14 protein-coding genes and 1 tRNA gene are annotated in these 15797 nt (G+C 66.7%); 10 read left to right on the top strand and 5 right to left on the bottom strand.

Annotated features, from left to right (window positions below):
• Positions 1–254: 254 nt before the first annotated feature.
• Positions 255–331 (bottom strand) — tRNA-Arg (locus tag CL52_RS00795).
• Between the two features lie 165 nt (positions 332–496).
• On the opposite strand from CL52_RS00795, the gene CL52_RS00800 reads away from it, so the two are divergent.
• Complete coding sequence (locus tag CL52_RS00800) at positions 497–1192, top strand: cytochrome b/b6 domain-containing protein (protein ID WP_043217856.1); 696 nt, start codon at positions 497–499, stop codon at positions 1190–1192.
• Positions 1193–1200: 8 nt separating this feature from the next.
• On the opposite strand, the gene CL52_RS00805 is transcribed toward CL52_RS00800, so the two are convergent.
• Positions 1201–1650, bottom strand: a complete 450-nt coding sequence (locus tag CL52_RS00805) for a c-type cytochrome (RefSeq protein WP_041108917.1) — start codon at positions 1648–1650, stop codon at positions 1201–1203.
• A gap of 311 nt (positions 1651–1961) precedes the next feature.
• Between CL52_RS00805 and gabD the strand changes: the two genes are divergently transcribed.
• The 5 genes from gabD to CL52_RS00830 all read left to right on the top strand — a co-directional run bounded on the left by gabD (position 1962) and on the right by CL52_RS00830 (position 9418).
• Positions 1962–3410 carry an NADP-dependent succinate-semialdehyde dehydrogenase gene (gene gabD / locus CL52_RS00810; protein WP_043217859.1) on the top strand — a complete coding sequence of 483 codons (1449 nt, stop codon included), beginning with the start codon at positions 1962–1964 and terminating at the stop codon, positions 3408–3410.
• Between the two features lie 157 nt (positions 3411–3567).
• Positions 3568–4764, top strand: coding sequence for an HDOD domain-containing protein (locus CL52_RS00815; RefSeq protein WP_043217861.1), 1197 nt, complete (start codon positions 3568–3570; stop codon positions 4762–4764).
• 154 nt (positions 4765–4918) lie between these two features.
• On the top strand, positions 4919–7024 hold the full coding sequence (locus CL52_RS00820) for a 3-hydroxyacyl-CoA dehydrogenase NAD-binding domain-containing protein (protein ID WP_043217864.1): 2106 nt from the start codon (positions 4919–4921) through the stop codon (positions 7022–7024).
• A 42-nt stretch (positions 7025–7066) separates the two neighbouring features.
• Positions 7067–8263 (top strand): acyl-CoA dehydrogenase family protein, encoded by a 1197-nt coding sequence (locus CL52_RS00825; RefSeq protein ID WP_043217867.1) that lies wholly within the window; start codon positions 7067–7069, stop codon positions 8261–8263.
• A gap of 12 nt (positions 8264–8275) precedes the next feature.
• Positions 8276–9418: an acyl-CoA dehydrogenase family protein gene (locus tag CL52_RS00830; protein ID WP_043217869.1), complete on the top strand. Its 1143-nt coding sequence runs from the start codon at positions 8276–8278 to the stop codon at positions 9416–9418.
• 99 nt (positions 9419–9517) lie between these two features.
• Here CL52_RS00830 and CL52_RS00835 read toward each other — a convergent pair whose 3' ends face one another.
• Complete coding sequence (locus tag CL52_RS00835) at positions 9518–10384, bottom strand: alpha/beta hydrolase family protein (RefSeq protein ID WP_043217872.1); 867 nt, start codon at positions 10382–10384, stop codon at positions 9518–9520.
• Between the two features lie 92 nt (positions 10385–10476).
• Between CL52_RS00835 and CL52_RS00840 the strand changes: the two genes are divergently transcribed.
• A complete protein-coding gene (locus tag CL52_RS00840; protein ID WP_043217874.1) occupies positions 10477–11064 on the top strand; it encodes a TetR/AcrR family transcriptional regulator in 588 nt (195 codons plus the stop codon).
• Between the two features lie 9 nt (positions 11065–11073).
• On the opposite strand, the gene CL52_RS00845 is transcribed toward CL52_RS00840, so the two are convergent.
• Positions 11074–11856, bottom strand: coding sequence for an IclR family transcriptional regulator (locus CL52_RS00845; RefSeq protein WP_043217876.1), 783 nt, complete (start codon positions 11854–11856; stop codon positions 11074–11076).
• Between the two features lie 354 nt (positions 11857–12210).
• Between CL52_RS00845 and rpmB the strand changes: the two genes are divergently transcribed.
• Positions 12211–12447 carry a 50S ribosomal protein L28 gene (rpmB, locus tag CL52_RS00850; RefSeq protein WP_041108857.1) on the top strand — a complete coding sequence of 79 codons (237 nt, stop codon included), beginning with the start codon at positions 12211–12213 and terminating at the stop codon, positions 12445–12447.
• An 11-nt stretch (positions 12448–12458) separates the two neighbouring features.
• Positions 12459–12614: a 50S ribosomal protein L33 gene (rpmG, locus tag CL52_RS00855; protein ID WP_003284185.1), complete on the top strand. Its 156-nt coding sequence runs from the start codon at positions 12459–12461 to the stop codon at positions 12612–12614.
• A 73-nt stretch (positions 12615–12687) separates the two neighbouring features.
• Here rpmG and aptA read toward each other — a convergent pair whose 3' ends face one another.
• On the bottom strand, positions 12688–14013 hold the full coding sequence (gene aptA / locus CL52_RS00860) for an omega-aminotransferase AptA (RefSeq protein ID WP_041108855.1): 1326 nt from the start codon (positions 14011–14013) through the stop codon (positions 12688–12690).
• A 266-nt stretch (positions 14014–14279) separates the two neighbouring features.
• Here aptA and CL52_RS00865 point away from each other — a divergent pair, with 266 nt between their 5' ends.
• Positions 14280–15773: an aldehyde dehydrogenase gene (locus CL52_RS00865; RefSeq protein WP_043217880.1), complete on the top strand. Its 1494-nt coding sequence runs from the start codon at positions 14280–14282 to the stop codon at positions 15771–15773.
• Positions 15774–15797: the final 24 nt, after the last annotated feature.

Raw genomic sequence — 15797 nt, forward strand, 5'->3', positions numbered from 1 at the left:
TTCGGCTGACTAAGCGCCGTTTTTTGAGTGTATGTGGCGACGCGCGCTGAGCTAGTGCTCATGTAGCTGGCTAGGGATGGCACTCGATCATGGGCTGCGGCACGGTACAGGCACAGCCCGACAATAGCCAAAAAGAATGGTGGTGAAGCCAGTGCTCGTCGCGGTCTGACGAGCGACATGGAAGATTGTGCAGGAGCGAGCCGGCCTAGGAGTTGAATAGCTTAAAGCCTAGAAAAAGCTAACAAGCAGAGAAATGGCGCATCCGGCGGGATTCGAACCCACGACCCCTGCCTTCGGAGGGCAGTACTCTATCCAGCTGAGCTACGGATGCGTTGCGGGGCGCAATCATACGCATCTCGCCTGCGGGCGTCCATGCCGGCGGGCGGTCCGCTTTGGCGTCCGAAATACCCGGCTACAGATCGCCGGGCTGCCGCCAGCGGGCCGGCCTGCTAGGCTCGGGGGCTCGTTCCAGAGCGGTTGCGGTTAAGGAGAGGCAATGAGCGAAACGATCCGGCTGTGGGATCTGCCCCTGCGTGCGTTCCACTGGTTATTCGCCACGGCGGTGACGGCGGCGATCGTCACCGGTTGGCTCGGCGGCGGTCTGATGGTCTGGCATGGCCGGCTCGGCCTGCTGGTGCTGGGCCTGCTGGTGTTCCGGCTGGTCTGGGGATTGTGCGGTTCGACCTATGCGCGCTGGCCGCGCATCCTCGCGGCGGCGTTTGGCATTCGTGCCTATCTTCGCGGCAGTTGGCAGGAGGCGGGGCACAACCCGCTGGGCTCGCTGTCGGTGCTGGCGATGCTGTTGCTGGTGGGCTTCCAGGTCGGCAGCGGATTGGTGGCGACCGATGACATCGCCTTTCAGGGGCCGCTGAATGCGCTGGTCGGTGCGGCGAGCGCGGACCTCTTAAGCGGCCTGCATCGCCAGGCCAAGTGGCTGCTGCTGGCGCTGATCGGCCTGCACCTGCTGGCGATCCTCTATTACACGCTGGTGCGCCGGTTGCCGCTGGTAGGTGCGATGCTCAACGGGCGCGGGCGCCGCGAGCACCCGGCGCAGCGCGATGCCGAGGGCGGCTCCTGGGTCGCGGCCATTGCCGCCGTGCTGCTGGCGGTGACCGTGGTCTGGACGGTGCAGTCCGCCGCCGGCTGGATGGCGCCGCCACCGGCGGCGCCTGCGCCCGCGCTGGACTGGTAGGGGCGGGGTCAGTCGGCGCGGAACTTGTCGTGGCACGACTTGCAGGACGCGCCGACATCGCCGAAGGCCTTCTTGATCGCAGCCTGGTCGCCGCTCTTGGCGACGCTGGCCAGCTGGTTGGCCGCGGTGTTGAACTGCTTGCCGATGCGCCCGGCTTCGTCGAGGTTCTGGAAGAACTCCGGCTTCAGGCGGGTCTTGTCGCCCAACTGCTCGGTGGTGGTGTCGGGGCTGAACAGCGAGCCCATGCCCGAGTTGGCGATGGCGGCGATGACATCGGCGGCCGCGGCGACCTTGGCCTGGTCGAACGGCTCCTTGCCGTCGATGACCTGGGCCTTGATCTTGCCCATGTTCCAGGACATGAACTGGTAGCCCGCCTGGCGGGTTTCGACCATCTCTTCCGGCTTCATCTGCGCCTGGACGGCGGTGCTTGCCAGCAGCGCTGCGGCAGCGCCCAACATCAGTGCTTTCACGTTCACTCCTCAGATTCCGGTGGTTGGCGGCCAAGACCGCCGGGAGGCCAGACTATACCGCTGCGATTGCCGGCTTAGAGCGGTTTGTGACATGCCGTAACAGAGCCGTGCAAATCAGCCCGGGCTATGGCGTGACCATGTCCTGCCCGATGAACTTGCCGCTCGGCCGACAGCGGTCCTAGCATGGTCCGTTCCTGGCTGGCTGGAACCGGGGGCTGCCCGGGCGGCTCAGATGAACGCCGCACAAGCCGAGGCTCATTTTCAAGCGGGCCGCTGATGCCGCCCATAAGGAGACTGCCATGCAACTCAACGATCCCTCGCTGTTTCGCCAGCAGGCCTATATCGACGGCACCTGGCAGGATGCCGACGGCGGCCAGACCATCGAGGTGAACAACCCGGCCAGCAACGAGATCCTTGGCAGCGTGCCGAAGATGGGCGCGGCCGAGACCCGTCGTGCCATCGAGGCGGCCGAACGTGCGCTGCCGGCCTGGCGCGATCTGACCGCCAAGCAGCGCTCGCAGACGCTGCGCCGCTGGTTCGAGCTGATCATGCAGAACCAGGACGACCTGGCTCGCCTGATGACGCTCGAGCAGGGCAAGCCGCTGGCCGAATCCAAGGGTGAAATCGCCTACGCGGCGTCCTTCATCGAGTGGTTCGCCGAAGAGGCCAAGCGGGTGTACGGCGACACCATCCCCGGGCACCAGGCCGACAAGCGCATCATCGTGATCAAGCAGCCGATCGGCGTGACTGCGGCAATTACGCCGTGGAACTTTCCCGCGGCGATGATCACCCGCAAGGCCGGCCCGGCGCTGGCGGCCGGTTGCACCATGGTGCTCAAGCCGGCTTCGCAGACACCGTTCTCCGCGCTGGCGCTGGCCGCACTGGCCGAGCGCGCCGGGATTCCCAGGGGCGTGTTCAGCGTGGTCACCGGCTCGGCCGGTGATATCGGTGACGAACTCACGCGCAACCCGACGGTACGCAAGATCTCCTTCACCGGCTCCACCGAAGTGGGCGCCAAGCTGATGGCCCAGTGCGCGCCCGGCATCAAGAAGGTTTCGCTGGAGCTGGGCGGTAACGCGCCTTTCATCGTCTTCGACGACGCCGACCTCGACGAGGCGGTCAAGGGCGCGATGCAGTCCAAGTACCGCAACGCCGGGCAGACCTGCGTGTGCGTCAACCGCATCTACGTGCAGGACGGCGTGTACGAGGCCTTCGCCGAAAAATTCCAGGCGGCGGTGGCCAAGCTCCGGGTCGGCGATGGCCTGGCCGAGGGTACCGATGTCGGCCCGTTGATCGACGCCAAGGCCGCCGCCAAGGTGCGCGAGCACATCGAGGACGCGGTTGGCCGTGGCGCCCGAGTGCTCACCGGCGGCAAGGCGCACGACAACGGTGGCAGCTACTTCGAGCCGACGCTGATGGTCGATGTGCCGCACGACGCCAAGGTGGCCAAGGAGGAAACCTTCGGCCCGCTGGCGCCGCTGTTCCGCTTCAAGGACGAGGCCGAGGCGATCGCCCTGGCCAACGACACCGAGTTCGGCCTGGCGGCGTATTTCTACGCCCGCGATCTGGGCCGCGTGTTCCGCGTCGCCGAGGCGTTGGAATCGGGGATGGTCGGCGTGAACACCGGGTTGATCTCCACCGAAGTGGCGCCGTTCGGTGGCGTGAAGTCCTCCGGCCTGGGGCGCGAGGGCTCCAAGTACGGCATCGAGGACTACCTCGAGATCAAATACCTCTGCCTCGGCCTCTGAGGCATGTCGTCGCAGCCGGCCCTTCTTGATCCGGAGGGCTGGCTGTCTTCCGGCTGCTTGAACACAATGACCCGATGGGCTGTGTCGTGGTTGCCGCCTGCTGCGTCAGACCGGCATCGCGAACCGCCCCGTTCGTCCCGTCTGCCGAGTTCGAGCCTTGCCCGCGTCTTCTCATCTCTCCTTTGTCCTGATCGCTTACAGCGAGCCCTGGCGCGCCGACCAGCTGTGCCGGCTGGTCAACGAGCTGCGCCCGGGCATGCAGGTGGCGCTGTTCAGTGACGGCCGCTCGGCGCTGGCGGCCTGCCGGCGGCAGCTGCCGAACCTGATGATCGTCGACGGTGAGCTGGAGGGCCTCGACGGCTTCGCCCTGCTGCGCGAGCTGCGCCGACACGGGCCGAGCCAGCGCCTGCCCTGCATCCTCATCAGCGAACGCACCGATGCGGTGAGCGTGCGCGCTGCGTTGCCGCTGTCGCCGGCCGCCTATCTCGGCAAGCCCTATGACCTGGCTGCGCTGCGGCTGCGGCTCGATCGGCTGTTGCCGCGCTCGGCCGGTGGCATCGGGCGCGTGCAGCCGGCCGACGACAGCCTCGACGGCTTTCTCGAGCGCATGCGTGAGAACAACCGCGGTGCGCCGCTGACCGAGGCGGCCCACGCCTCGATCGCCAGCCTGCTCGGCGGGCAGAGCGAGCTGGCCGAAGAGCACGCCGTGCTGCGCTGCGATCCGCAGGTAACCGCGCGGGTCATCAGTTTTGCCAACAGTCACGGCCCGCAGCAGGACGAGCCCAGCCAGACCCTGACCGAGGCCATCGAGCGCCTCGGGCGCCACCGCAGCCAGGAGCTGCTCGGCCAGCTGGCGATCCAGCACAACGCCAGGCTGAGCGACCCGCACCTGAGCGAGCATGGAGCCAGGGTCGCCGCGCAGGCGCTGCTGGCGGCCGAACTGGCGGCCTGGCTGGCGCGCCGCCTGCAGCTCGATGCGCGGCTGTGCTACACCGCCGGCCTGCTGCAGAACATCGGTGAGCTGGCGGTGCTGCGCTCCACGCAGGACTGGCTCGACGGCGGTGGCGAGCTGGACGAAACCGAACTGCAACGCCAGCTGGCCACCCGCGCCGCCGGCTACGGCTCGGCGTTGCGCACGCGCTGGGGCCTGCCGCTCGGCCTGCGCCAGCTGATCGGCGCCTACTACACGCTGGGGGGCGGTGTGCTCAGCCGTGAAGCGCTGGTGCTCAATCTCGTGCGGCAACTGCTGGAGCTGCCCGCCGAGACGCCAGCGACCAGCCTGGCCGACTGTCGCGCGGCGCGCCTGCTGCGCCTCGATCCGGCTGTACTCGAGCAGGCTCCGCGTAGCGCCTGACCGGTCAATGATCGGCGCGGTATGCACCGCCCCACTGCTATCACTACAAGGCATGACGGCCCATCAACGGGAGCGGGTCGACAGCGTCCGTACGCTTATCTATTCTGCAGTGCGAAACAAGATTCCGTAATTTCAACAACAAGCGGAGGATTGCATGGCAGAGTTCGTGCGACTGCAACGACACGGCGCGATCGCCCTGATCATCGTCGATAACCCTCCCGTGAATGCGCTCAGCCAGCCGGTGCGCCAGGGCCTGCAGCAGGCCTTCCAGGCGGCCGACGCCGATCCCGAGGTGCTGGCCGTAGCGCTGGTCTGTGAGGGCAATACCTTCATCGCCGGCGCGGACATCAAGGAATTCGGGAAACCGCCGCAGGCGCCGAGCCTACCGGACGTCATCGACAGCATCGAGAACAGCCGCAAGCCGAGCGTCGCGGTCATTCACGGCACCGCCCTGGGTGGTGGTCTGGAAGTCGCGCTGGGTTGTCACTACCGCGTTGCGCGCAAAGACGCCAAGGTCGGCCTGCCCGAAGTGAAGCTGGGCCTGCTGCCCGGTGCCGGCGGCACCCAGCGGCTGCCGCGCCTGGCGGGCGTGGCCAAGGCGCTGGACATGATCGTCAGCGGTCAGCCGATCGGCGCCGCGGAGGCCCTCGAGCACCACATCGTCGACGAGCTGTTCGAGGGCGATCTGGTCGAAGCGGGCCTGGCCTATGCGCAGCGCCTGATCGATGAGGGGCGCGGCCCGCGCCGTACCGGCGAGCAGAGCGCAGGGCTGGAAGGCGCCGACAATGCCGAGCTGATCGCCGCCAAGCACGCCGAGGTGGCCAAGCGCATGCGCGGGCTGTTCTCGCCACTGCGCTGCGTCGCCGCAGTCGAGGCGGCGACGAAGTTGCCGCTGGCCGAGGGCCTCAAGCGCGAGCGCGAGCTGTTCGCCGAATGCCTGCAGTCGCCGCAGCGCGCCGCGCTGGTGCACAGCTTTTTCGCCGAGCGCCAGGCCGGCAAGATCGCCGACCTGCCGGCCGACGTGAAGCCGCGCGCAGTCAAGTCGGCCGCGGTGATCGGTGGCGGCACCATGGGCGTCGGTATCGCCCTGTGCTTCGCCAATGCCGGTATCCCGGTCAAGCTGCTGGAAATCAACGAAGAAGCGCTCGGCCGCGCGCTGCAGCGCGCCCGCGACACCTATGGCGCCAGCGTCAAGCGTGGCAGCCTGACCGAGGAGGCAATGGAGCAGCGCCTCAAGCGGGTCGAGGGCGTCACCGACTATGCCGCCCTGGCGGACGTCGACCTGGTGATCGAGGCGGTGTTCGAGGAGATGGACGTCAAGCGCCAGGTCTTCGAGCGGCTCGATGCGGTCTGCAAGCCGGGCGCCATCCTTGCCAGCAATACCTCGTCGCTGGACCTGAACCAGATCGCCGCATTCACCCAGCGACCCGAGGACGTGGTGGGCCTGCATTTCTTCAGCCCGGCCAACGTCATGCGCCTGCTCGAAGTGGTACGCGGCGCGAAGACCAGCGACGAGGTGCTGGCCACTGCGATGGCTGTCGGCAAGCAGCTGAAAAAGGTCTCGGTGGTGGTCGGCGTGTGCGACGGCTTCGTCGGCAACCGCATGGTCTTCCAGTATGGGCGCGAAGCGGAGTTCCTGCTGGAGGAGGGGGCTACGCCGCAGCAGGTCGATGGCGCCTTGCGCAATTTCGGCATGGCCATGGGGCCGTTCGCCATGCGCGACCTCTCGGGGCTCGACATCGGTCAGGCGATCCGCAAGCGTCAGCGCGCCGAGCTGCCGGCCGACCGCGACTTTCCCACGGTGTCGGACAAGCTCTGCGAAGCCGGCATGCTGGGGCAGAAGACCGGCGCCGGCTACTACCGCTACGAGCCCGGTAACCGCACGCCGCTGGAGAACCCCGACCTCGCGCCGATGCTCGACGCTGCCTCGCGTGAGAAGGGCCTCGAGCGGCGCGAACTGGACGAGCAGTACATCATCGAGCGGACGATTTACGCACTGGTGAACGAGGGCGCGAAGATCCTCGAGGAAGGCATCGCCCAGCGCGCCAGCGACATCGACGTCATCTACCTCAACGGCTACGGCTTCCCGGCCTTCCGCGGCGGCCCGATGTTCTATGCCGACAGCGTCGGCCTGGACCAGGTGCTGGCGCGGGTCAAGGCGCTGCACGCGCGCTGCGGCGACTGGTGGAAGCCGGCGCCGCTGCTGGAAAAACTGGCCGCCGAAGGCCGCACCTTTTCGGACTGGCAGCCCGGCCAATGAGCCGCCTGCCAACCCCCTGTCGAACGATCAGAGGATGCATCAATGAACGTCAATTTCACGCCTGAAGAGCTCGCGTTCCGCGACGAGGTGCGGGCCTTCCTCGAGAGCGAACTGCCGGCGGACATCGCCGCCAAGGTCAAGCTCGGCAAGCACCTGTCCAAGGAAGACCACCAGCGCTGGCAGCAGATCCTGGTCAAGCGCGGCTGGTATGCGCCGGGCTGGCCGGTAGAGCTGGGCGGGACCACCTGGGGCCCGGTCGAGAAGCACATCTTCGACGAAGAGTGCGCCGCCTATGGCGCGCCGCGCACCGTGCCCTTCGGCGTCAACATGGTCGCCCCGGTGATCATCAAGTTCGGCACCCAGCAGCAGATCGACCATTACCTGCCGCGCATCCTCTCCGGCGAGGACTGGTGGTGCCAGGGCTACTCCGAGCCGGGCGCCGGCTCGGACCTGGCGAGCCTCAAGACCCGTGCGGTGCGCGAAGGCGATCACTACATCGTCAACGGCCAGAAGACCTGGACCACCCTTGGCCAGCACGCCAACATGATTTTCTGCCTGGTGCGCACCGACCCGGAAGCGCAGCAGCAGCGCGGCATCAGCTTCCTGTTGATCGACATGAGCACACCGGGCATCAGCGTGCGCCCGATCATCACCCTCGACGGCGACCACGAGGTCAACGAAGTCTTCTTCGACAACGTCAAGGTGCCGGTGGAAAACCTGGTCGGCGAAGAGAACAAGGGCTGGACCTGCGCCAAGTACCTCCTGACCCATGAGCGCACGGGCCTGGCCGGCATCGGTGCGTCGAAGGCGGCGCTGGCGCAGCTCAAGCGCATCGCCATGAAGGAAACCGCGGGCGGCCGGCCGATGCTCGACGACCCGCTGTTCCGCGCCCAGGTCGCCGAAGTCGAGATGCAGCTGATGGCCATCGAGATGAGCACCCTGCGCATCCTTGCCGCGGCGAAGGAAGGCGGTGTGCCGGGTGCCGAATCCTCGATCCTCAAGGTCAAGGGCACCGAGATCCGTCAGGCGATCACCCACCTGCTGCGCAAGGTCATCGGCCCTTACGCGCTGCCCTTCCTCGAGGAAGAGCTGGAGCTCGATTACAGCGGTGAGCCGCTGCACGCCGACTACATCCCCGCGCTGGCCGGCCACTACTTCAACTTCCGCAAGCTGTCGATCTTCGGCGGCTCAAACGAAATCCAGAAGAACATCGTCTCGAAGATGATTCTCGAGCTGTAAGGGGGCACTGCAATGGACTTCAAACTGACCGAAGAGCAGCAAATGCTGCAGGACACGGCGGCGCGTCTGGTGCGCGACGCCTACCCGTTCGAGCGGCGCGAGAAATATCGCGAATCCGAGCAGGGCTTCTCCGCCGAGTTCTGGAGCCAGCTCGGCGAGCTGGGCCTGACTGCCGTGCCCTTCGCCGAAGAGTTCGGCGGCTTCGGTGGCAGCGGCGTGGAAACCATGCTGGTGATGACCGAACTGGGCCGCGGGCTGACGCTCGAGCCCTACCTGCACTCGGTGGTGTTCGGCGGCGGGCTGATCGACCAGCTCGGCAGCGACGCGCAAAAGCACGACCTGCTGCCGCAGGTCGCTGCCGCCTCGCTGCAGCTGGCCGTGGCGCTCGAAGAGCCGCAGAGCCACTATCACCTCAACGACGTGCAGACGAAGGCGGAGCCGGCCGGTGATGGCTTCAGGCTGTCCGGCCGCAAGGCGGTGGTCATCGGCGGGCACACCGCCGGCAGGCTCATCGTCTCGGCACGGGTAAGTGGCGAGCGCTTCGACGAACAGGGCATCGGCCTGTTCCTGGTCGACCCGAGCGCACAGGGCGTGACTCGCCGCGTGTACCCGACCATCGACGGACGCAAGGGCTGCGAGCTGTTCCTCGACAACGTCCAGGTCGCTGCCGACGCGGTACTCGGCGCGCCGGGCCAGGCCTTCGCCGCGCTGTGCTACCAGCAGGGCCGCGCCATTGCCGCGCAATGTGCCGAGGCGCTGGGCAACATGGACGAAGCCTGCAAACTGACCCTCGACTACCTGAAGACGCGCAAGCAATTCGGCGTGCCGATCGGCAAGTTCCAGGTGCTGCAGCACCGCATGGTCGACATGCAGACCGAGCTGGAGCAGGCCACCAGCATGGCGATCCTCGCCGCGACCTTTGCCGACGGCGAAGACAACGACGACCGCCGCCGCGTGCTGGCTGCAGCCAAGTACATCTGCACCCGCGCCGGTCGCAAGATCGCCGAGGAAGCCATCCAGCTGCACGGCGGCATCGGCATGACCTGGGAATACAACCTGGCCCACCACGCCAAGCGCCTGGTCATGATCGGCCACGAGTTCGGCGATGACGACCACCACCTCCAGGCGTTCGCCGGGTTGATGCAGGTGGCGTGAGGGCGGCCGGCCGGTGGAAAGCTCGCGCAGCGGTTTTCCACCGGCTCGGCCCAGATCGGTGGAAACGCCTTCGGCGTTTGCCACCCGGCGCCCGCCGGCTCAGGCCGGCGCCAGGGCTGGCAGCAGGTGCTGTTCCCACAGCGCTTCGCGCTGCGCGGGGCGGAAAAAGCCAAAATGGCCGATGCGTGACGCGCCGACATCCTGCGGTGCGAGGCGCTGCATGCGCTTGGGTGCGTTGACGTAGAAGCCGTGCAGCGAAGCGGTGCTGCGTGCGGACATCATTTCGTCGTCGGTGAACGACAGCGATACCAGTGGCGTCCGCACCGCGGCGAAGGCGTCGCGCATCCAGTCGCCTTCGGCGCCGACCAGATATTCCGGATGCAGGCACCAGCGCCGCCACTGGCGAATGACGCCGGCAGGCAGGTCGCCCACCGCACCGAGACGCTTGCCGGGGAAATAGCCGAACAGTGGGGTCAGCGCGGGCGCCAGGGCATGCCAGAGCAGCCATGCCTGCTTGCGAATCTGCGGGCTGTTGTCGCGCCAGTAACCGCTCCCGGCGGCGATGGTGATAACCCGCGCGATGCGTTCATGGCCCTCGACCAAGGGGACGATCTGCGCACCGAGGCTGTGTCCGAGCCAGTACAGCGGGCGGTCGCCGGCAGCTTCGGCGACGGCGTCGAGCACCGCGCTGCAGTCGCCGCGCGCCCAGCCCAGGATGTCCACCTCGAGTGCGCGCAGCGGGCCACAGTGCGATTCGCCAATGCCGCGATAGTCGAAGGTCACCGCCAGGTAGCCGCGCTCGGCCAGCCAGGCGGCGAAGTCGCGGTAGAAGCGTTGGGGGACGCCGATGGCCGGAGCGAGCAGTGCGACCCCACGGGCTTCGCCGCGCGGCGCGTACCAGTAGCTGGCCAATGCCTGGCCCTGACGGTTTTCGAGGCGGCGTGCCTGAGGGTGCAAGGATTTCATTATTGTTCTCCGGTGCAGGGCAGGGCGACGGCGTGGCAACATAGGCCGGCTGGAATATAGTTCTAGAATATTTTTCTAGTCAAGGAGCGCCTATGGCCGGCAATGGCCGCAAGCAGCAGATTCTCCAGGCGGCGCTGGCCTGCTTCAGCGAGCACGGCGTCGACGGCACCACGATCGAGATGATCCGTGACCGCTCGGGCGCCAGCATCGGCAGCCTCTATCATCACTTCGGCAACCGCGAGCGGATCATCGCCGCGCTCTATCTGGAAGGCATTGGCCAGTACGCAGGCCTGCTCGAAGCAGGCCTGATCGACACGCTCGACGCCGAGGCCTGCGTGCGCCTGTTCGTGACCGGCTACATCGATTGGGTGGTCGAGCATCCCGATTGGGCGCGCTTCATCCTGCACAATCGCGGGCGGGTGGAAGCCGGCGAGGCTGGCGAGCGCCTGCGGCAGTTCAACCAGGCCCATGGCGAGCGGATTGCGGGCGTGTTGCGCAAGCACCGCCAGGCCGGCGCGTTTCGTGAGTTGCCCGGCGAGTGCTTCGTTTCGGTGGTCATCGGGCCGAGCCAGGACATGGCGCGCAACTGGCTGGCCGGGCGCAGCAAGCGGCCGCTGGCCGAGTACCGCGAGCTGCTGGCGCAGATCGCCTGGGACAGCGTGCGCGCAGCGGCGGTCTGAACGGCGACGTTAGACGCCGAGGCTTTCGATGTCGCGGGCGAGCATTTCCAGCTGTTGCGCCAGCGAGCTGCGCAGGGTCGCCTCGTCGAGCTGGAACGATGGCGCTCCGCAGGTCAGCGCCATGATGCTGCCGTCGGCCAGGCGCAGCGGCACGCCGGCGGCGCGCACGTTGCGGTCCCAGTCGCCGAGCGACAGGCAGAAGCCGTCGCGCTCGTACTCGGCGAACGAGCCGCGCAGCGAGGCTTCGATGGGCGCCCATTCATCGCCGTACTTGGCGGCCAGCGCGGCCAGCAGATGCTCGCGCTCCTTTTCCGGCGTGGCGGCAAGGAACGCCCGACCTGCAGCGGTGGTCGCCAGCGGCAGGCGCACGCCGGCATCCATGCGCAGGGTAGTGACCTCGGCGGGGCGGCAGTTCTCGACGTAGATCATCGACAGCCGGTCGCGGCAGGTCAGGCCGACCGTGGTGTGCGTGCGCCGGGCAAAGTCGTCCATGTAGGGCTTGGCCAGCTGCCGCACGCGCAGGTTCGAGACATAGGCATAGCCGAGCGCCAGCACGCCGGAATCGAGCTGGTACTTTTCCAGCTGCGGTGAATAGCTGAGGTAGCCGAGGCGGGTCAGGGTGTAGGTCAGGCGCGAGATGGTCGGCTTCGGCAGGCCGGTGAGGCGGGCGATGTCCTGATTGCCGAGCACTACCGAGCCGTGGGTGAAAGCCCGCAGCACCTCGAGCCCGCGGGCCAAGGCCTCGACGAACTTGCGGTCCTTGGGTGGGCTGGAGTCGGGGTGGTCGGTCATGCTCTGGGGTTCCGGCAAAAGGGCAGCGGGGCGAACGATAACAGATCGCCCCGTCAGCGGCAGTGCGGCATGCGGGGATGCGCGAGGCGGGCTTATAAAGGAAGCGGAACGCCGGCGAGACGGCATCGCGCAAGATGCGCGCAGCGGCAACCGTTCGGGTGGAAAAACCACACCGCGCTTGTTGCACCGGGGGGTTTCTGATATAAAGCAGCGCTCTTTTCTAGGGGCACGCTTTGTTCGTTCGCAGCGTAGCCGGTAAGACCCCGATGAAACGCGGCGCCAAGCGCCAGATGACAATTGATTTCAAGCGGCCAACCCATGCCGGGTTGGGCATGTGGTTTAGAGGGCTGAGGCATGTCGAGAGTCTGTCAAGTTACCGGTAAGGGTCCGGTAACCGGGAACAACATTTCCCACGCACACAACAAAACCCGTCGTCGTTTCCTGCCGAACCTGCAGCATCACCGCTTCTGGGTCGAGTCCGAGAAGCGCTTCGTGCGTCTGCGCGTTTCCGCCAAGGGCATGCGCATCATCGACAAGCGTGGCATCGACGCCGTTCTGGCCGAGCTGCGCGCCCGTGGCGAGAAGGTTTAAGGAGAACAATCATGCGTGACCTGATCCGTTTGGTGTCCAGCGCCGGTACCGGCCACTTCTACACCACCGACAAGAACAAGCGCACTACGCCCGACAAGATCGAGATCAAGAAATTCGATCCGGTCGTTCGTAAGCACGTGATCTACAAGGAAGCCAAGATCAAGTAATTGATCGGCCCTTGAACGAAGAACCCGCCAATCGGCGGGTTCTTTCGTTTTGGCGGCTTGTGCAGGCAGCCGCTCAGGCGGCTGCACGAATGCCGTCGGCGAAGCGCTCGATCATCGCATCGATGTGCGGTTTGTCGATGATCAATGCCGGCGACAGCGCAATGGTGTCGCCGCTGGCACGCACCATCAGACCCTTTTCGAAGCACTGACGGAACACCTCGTAGCCGCGCTTGCCGACCCCGTCGGGGTGTGCCTCGAACTGCACGCCGGCAACCAGCCCGACGGTGCGGATGTCGATCACGTGGGGCAGGTCGCGCAGGCTGAACAGCGCCTCCTGCCAGTACGGCTCGAGCTCGATGGCTTTTTCGAACAGCCCCTCGCGCGCATAGATCTCCTGGGTCGCCAGGGCCGCGGCACAGGCCACCGGATGCCCGGAATAGGTGTAGCCGTGAAAGAACTCGATGGCACTTTCCGGGCCGGTCATGAACGCCTCGAACAGGTGATCGGCCACGAACACTGCACCCATCGGCACCGAGCCGTTGGTCAGGCCCTTGGCGCAGGTGATCATGTCCGGGGTGACGCCCCAGCGTTCGGCGGCGAAGGCCTTGCCGACACGGCCAAAGCCGGTGATGACCTCATCGAAGATCAGCAGGATGCCGTGCTTGGCGGTGATCTCGCGCAGGCGCTGCAGGTAGCCGACCGGGGGCAGGATCACGCCGGCCGAGCCAGACATCGGTTCGACGATCACAGCGGCGATGTTCTCTGCGCCGTGCAGCGTGACCAGTCGCTCCAGCTCGTCAGCCTTTTCCACGCCATATTGCGGCAAGCCGCGGCTGAAGGCATTGCGCGCCAGGTCCAGCGTGTGTGGCAGGTGGTCGACCCCCGGCAGCAGGGCGCCGAAGGCGCGGCGGTTGTTCGGCATGCCGCCGACCGAGATGCCACCGAAGCCGACGCCGTGATAAGCCAGTTCGCGGCCGATCAGTCGCGTGCGCGTGCCTTGGCCGATGGCGCGCTGGTAGGCCAGCGCGACCTTCAGCGCAGTGTCCACCGACTCCGAACCCGAGTTGGTGAAGAACACCCGGCTGAGCCCGGCGGGGGTGATGTGGCTGAGCTTCTCGGCCAGCTCGAAGGGCAGCGGATGACCCATCTGGAAGGTCGGCGCGAAGTCCATCTGTGCGATCTGCCGGCTGACCGCTTCGCTGATTTCGCGTCGGCCGTGGCCGGCGTTACAGCACCAGAGACCGGCGGTGCCATCGAGGATCTGGCGGCCGTCGCTGGCGGTGTAGTACAGCCCCTCGGCCTTTTCCAGCAAGCGTGGGCTGGCCTTGAACTGGCGGTTGGCGGTAAAGGGCATCCAGAAATGATCGGGCGAGGCGCTGGGGTGGAAATCGTTGGCCATGGCAAGCTCCGGCAGGAATGCGGGTTCGGCGGCTATGCTGTGTGGCGACCGGGCGGTGCTTGCACAGCGATGCCTGGAGTCTATGTTTAATAAAACGAACAAAACAAGCCGATATCCTGGGCTTTCGTAAAAAATATTGATAGCCCAGGGCCGCTCATTTAGGGTGCCTGTCTGACGAGGCGCAAACCGCCTGGCGGGTCCTGCGGGATCCCGCCGCTCGGCTGGTTGGCGCAGCTCATTCGACTCCATCCACAAGAGGACGCTCCATGACCACTCTGACCCTCGCCGACTGGCAACAGCGTGCGCGCGATCTGCACATCGAAGGTCGCGCCTTCATCCAGGGGCGCTACACGCCGGCGGCGAAGGGCGAGGTGTTCGACTGCATCAGTCCGGTGGATGGGCGGCTGCTGACCCAGGTAGCCAGTTGCGACGAGGCCGACGCCGAACAGGCCGTGGCCAGCGCCCGGGCGGCCTTCGACAGCGGTGTCTGGTCGCGCATGGCGCCGGCACGGCGCAAGGCCGTGCTGGTGCGCTTCGCCGAACTCATCGAGGCGAACGCCGAAGAGCTGGCGCTGCTGGAAACCCTGGACATGGGCAAACCGATCGCCGACGCCCTGGCGGTGGACATGCCGGCCGCCGCGCGCGCGATCCGCTGGAATGGCGAAGCGATCGACAAGGTCTACGACGAGGTGGCCGCAACACCGGAGGACCAGCTGGGGCTGGTCACCCGCGAGCCGGTGGGCGTGGTCGCCGCCATCGTGCCGTGGAACTTCCCGCTGCTGATGGCCTGCTGGAAGCTAGGCCCGGCGCTGGCGACCGGCAACTCGGTGATCCTCAAGCCGTCGGAGAAATCCCCGCTGACCGCGCTGCGTGTCGCCCAGCTGGCGATCGAGGCCGGTATTCCGGCCGGTGTGCTGAACGTGCTGCCCGGCTACGGGCACACGGTGGGCAAGGCGCTGGCATTGCACATGGATGTCGATACGCTGGTGTTCACCGGTTCCACCCGCGTGGCCAAGCAGCTGATGATCTACGCCGGCGAATCGAACATGAAGCGGGTCTGGCTGGAGGCCGGCGGCAAGAGCCCGAACATCGTCTTTGCCGATGCGCCTGATCTGGCTGCGGCGGCCCAGGCAGCGGCCGGCGCCATCGCCTTCAACCAGGGCGAGGTATGCACTGCAGGGTCGCGCCTGCTGGTGGAGCGCTCGATCAAGGAGCGCTTTCTGCCGATGGTCGTCGAGGCCCTCAAGGGCTGGAAGCCGGGCAATCCGCTCGATCCGGCGACCAACGTCGGCGCACTGGTCGACAACGGGCAGCTGAATACCGTGCTCGGTTACATCGAGGCCGGCCGCGAAGCCGGGGCCAAGGTGCTGCTGGGCGGCGCGCGCACCCTGGAGGAAACCGGTGGCGTCTATGTCGAGCCGACGCTGTTCGACGGGGTCGACAATGCGATGAAGATCGCCCGCGAGGAGATCTTCGGCCCGGTGCTCTCGGTCATTACCTTCGACAGCGCCGAAGAGGCGGTGGCGATCGCCAACGACACCCCCTACGGGCTGGCCGCTGCCTTGTGGACCGCCGATCTGTCCAAGGCGCACCGCACGGCGCGCGCCCTGCGCGCCGGCAGCGTGTGGGTCAACCAGTATGACGGCGGCGACATGACGGCGCCCTTCGGGGGGTTCAAGCAGTCGGGCAACGGCCGCGACAAGTCGCTGCATGCGTTCGACAAGTACACCGAGCTCAAGGCGACCTGGATCAAGCTGTAGCAGCCGACACGGCGCTGGCACGGA

Origin of the sequence: Stutzerimonas balearica DSM 6083, assembly GCF_000818015.1 — a bacterium.
Taxonomy (GTDB): domain Bacteria; phylum Pseudomonadota; class Gammaproteobacteria; order Pseudomonadales; family Pseudomonadaceae; genus Stutzerimonas; species Stutzerimonas balearica.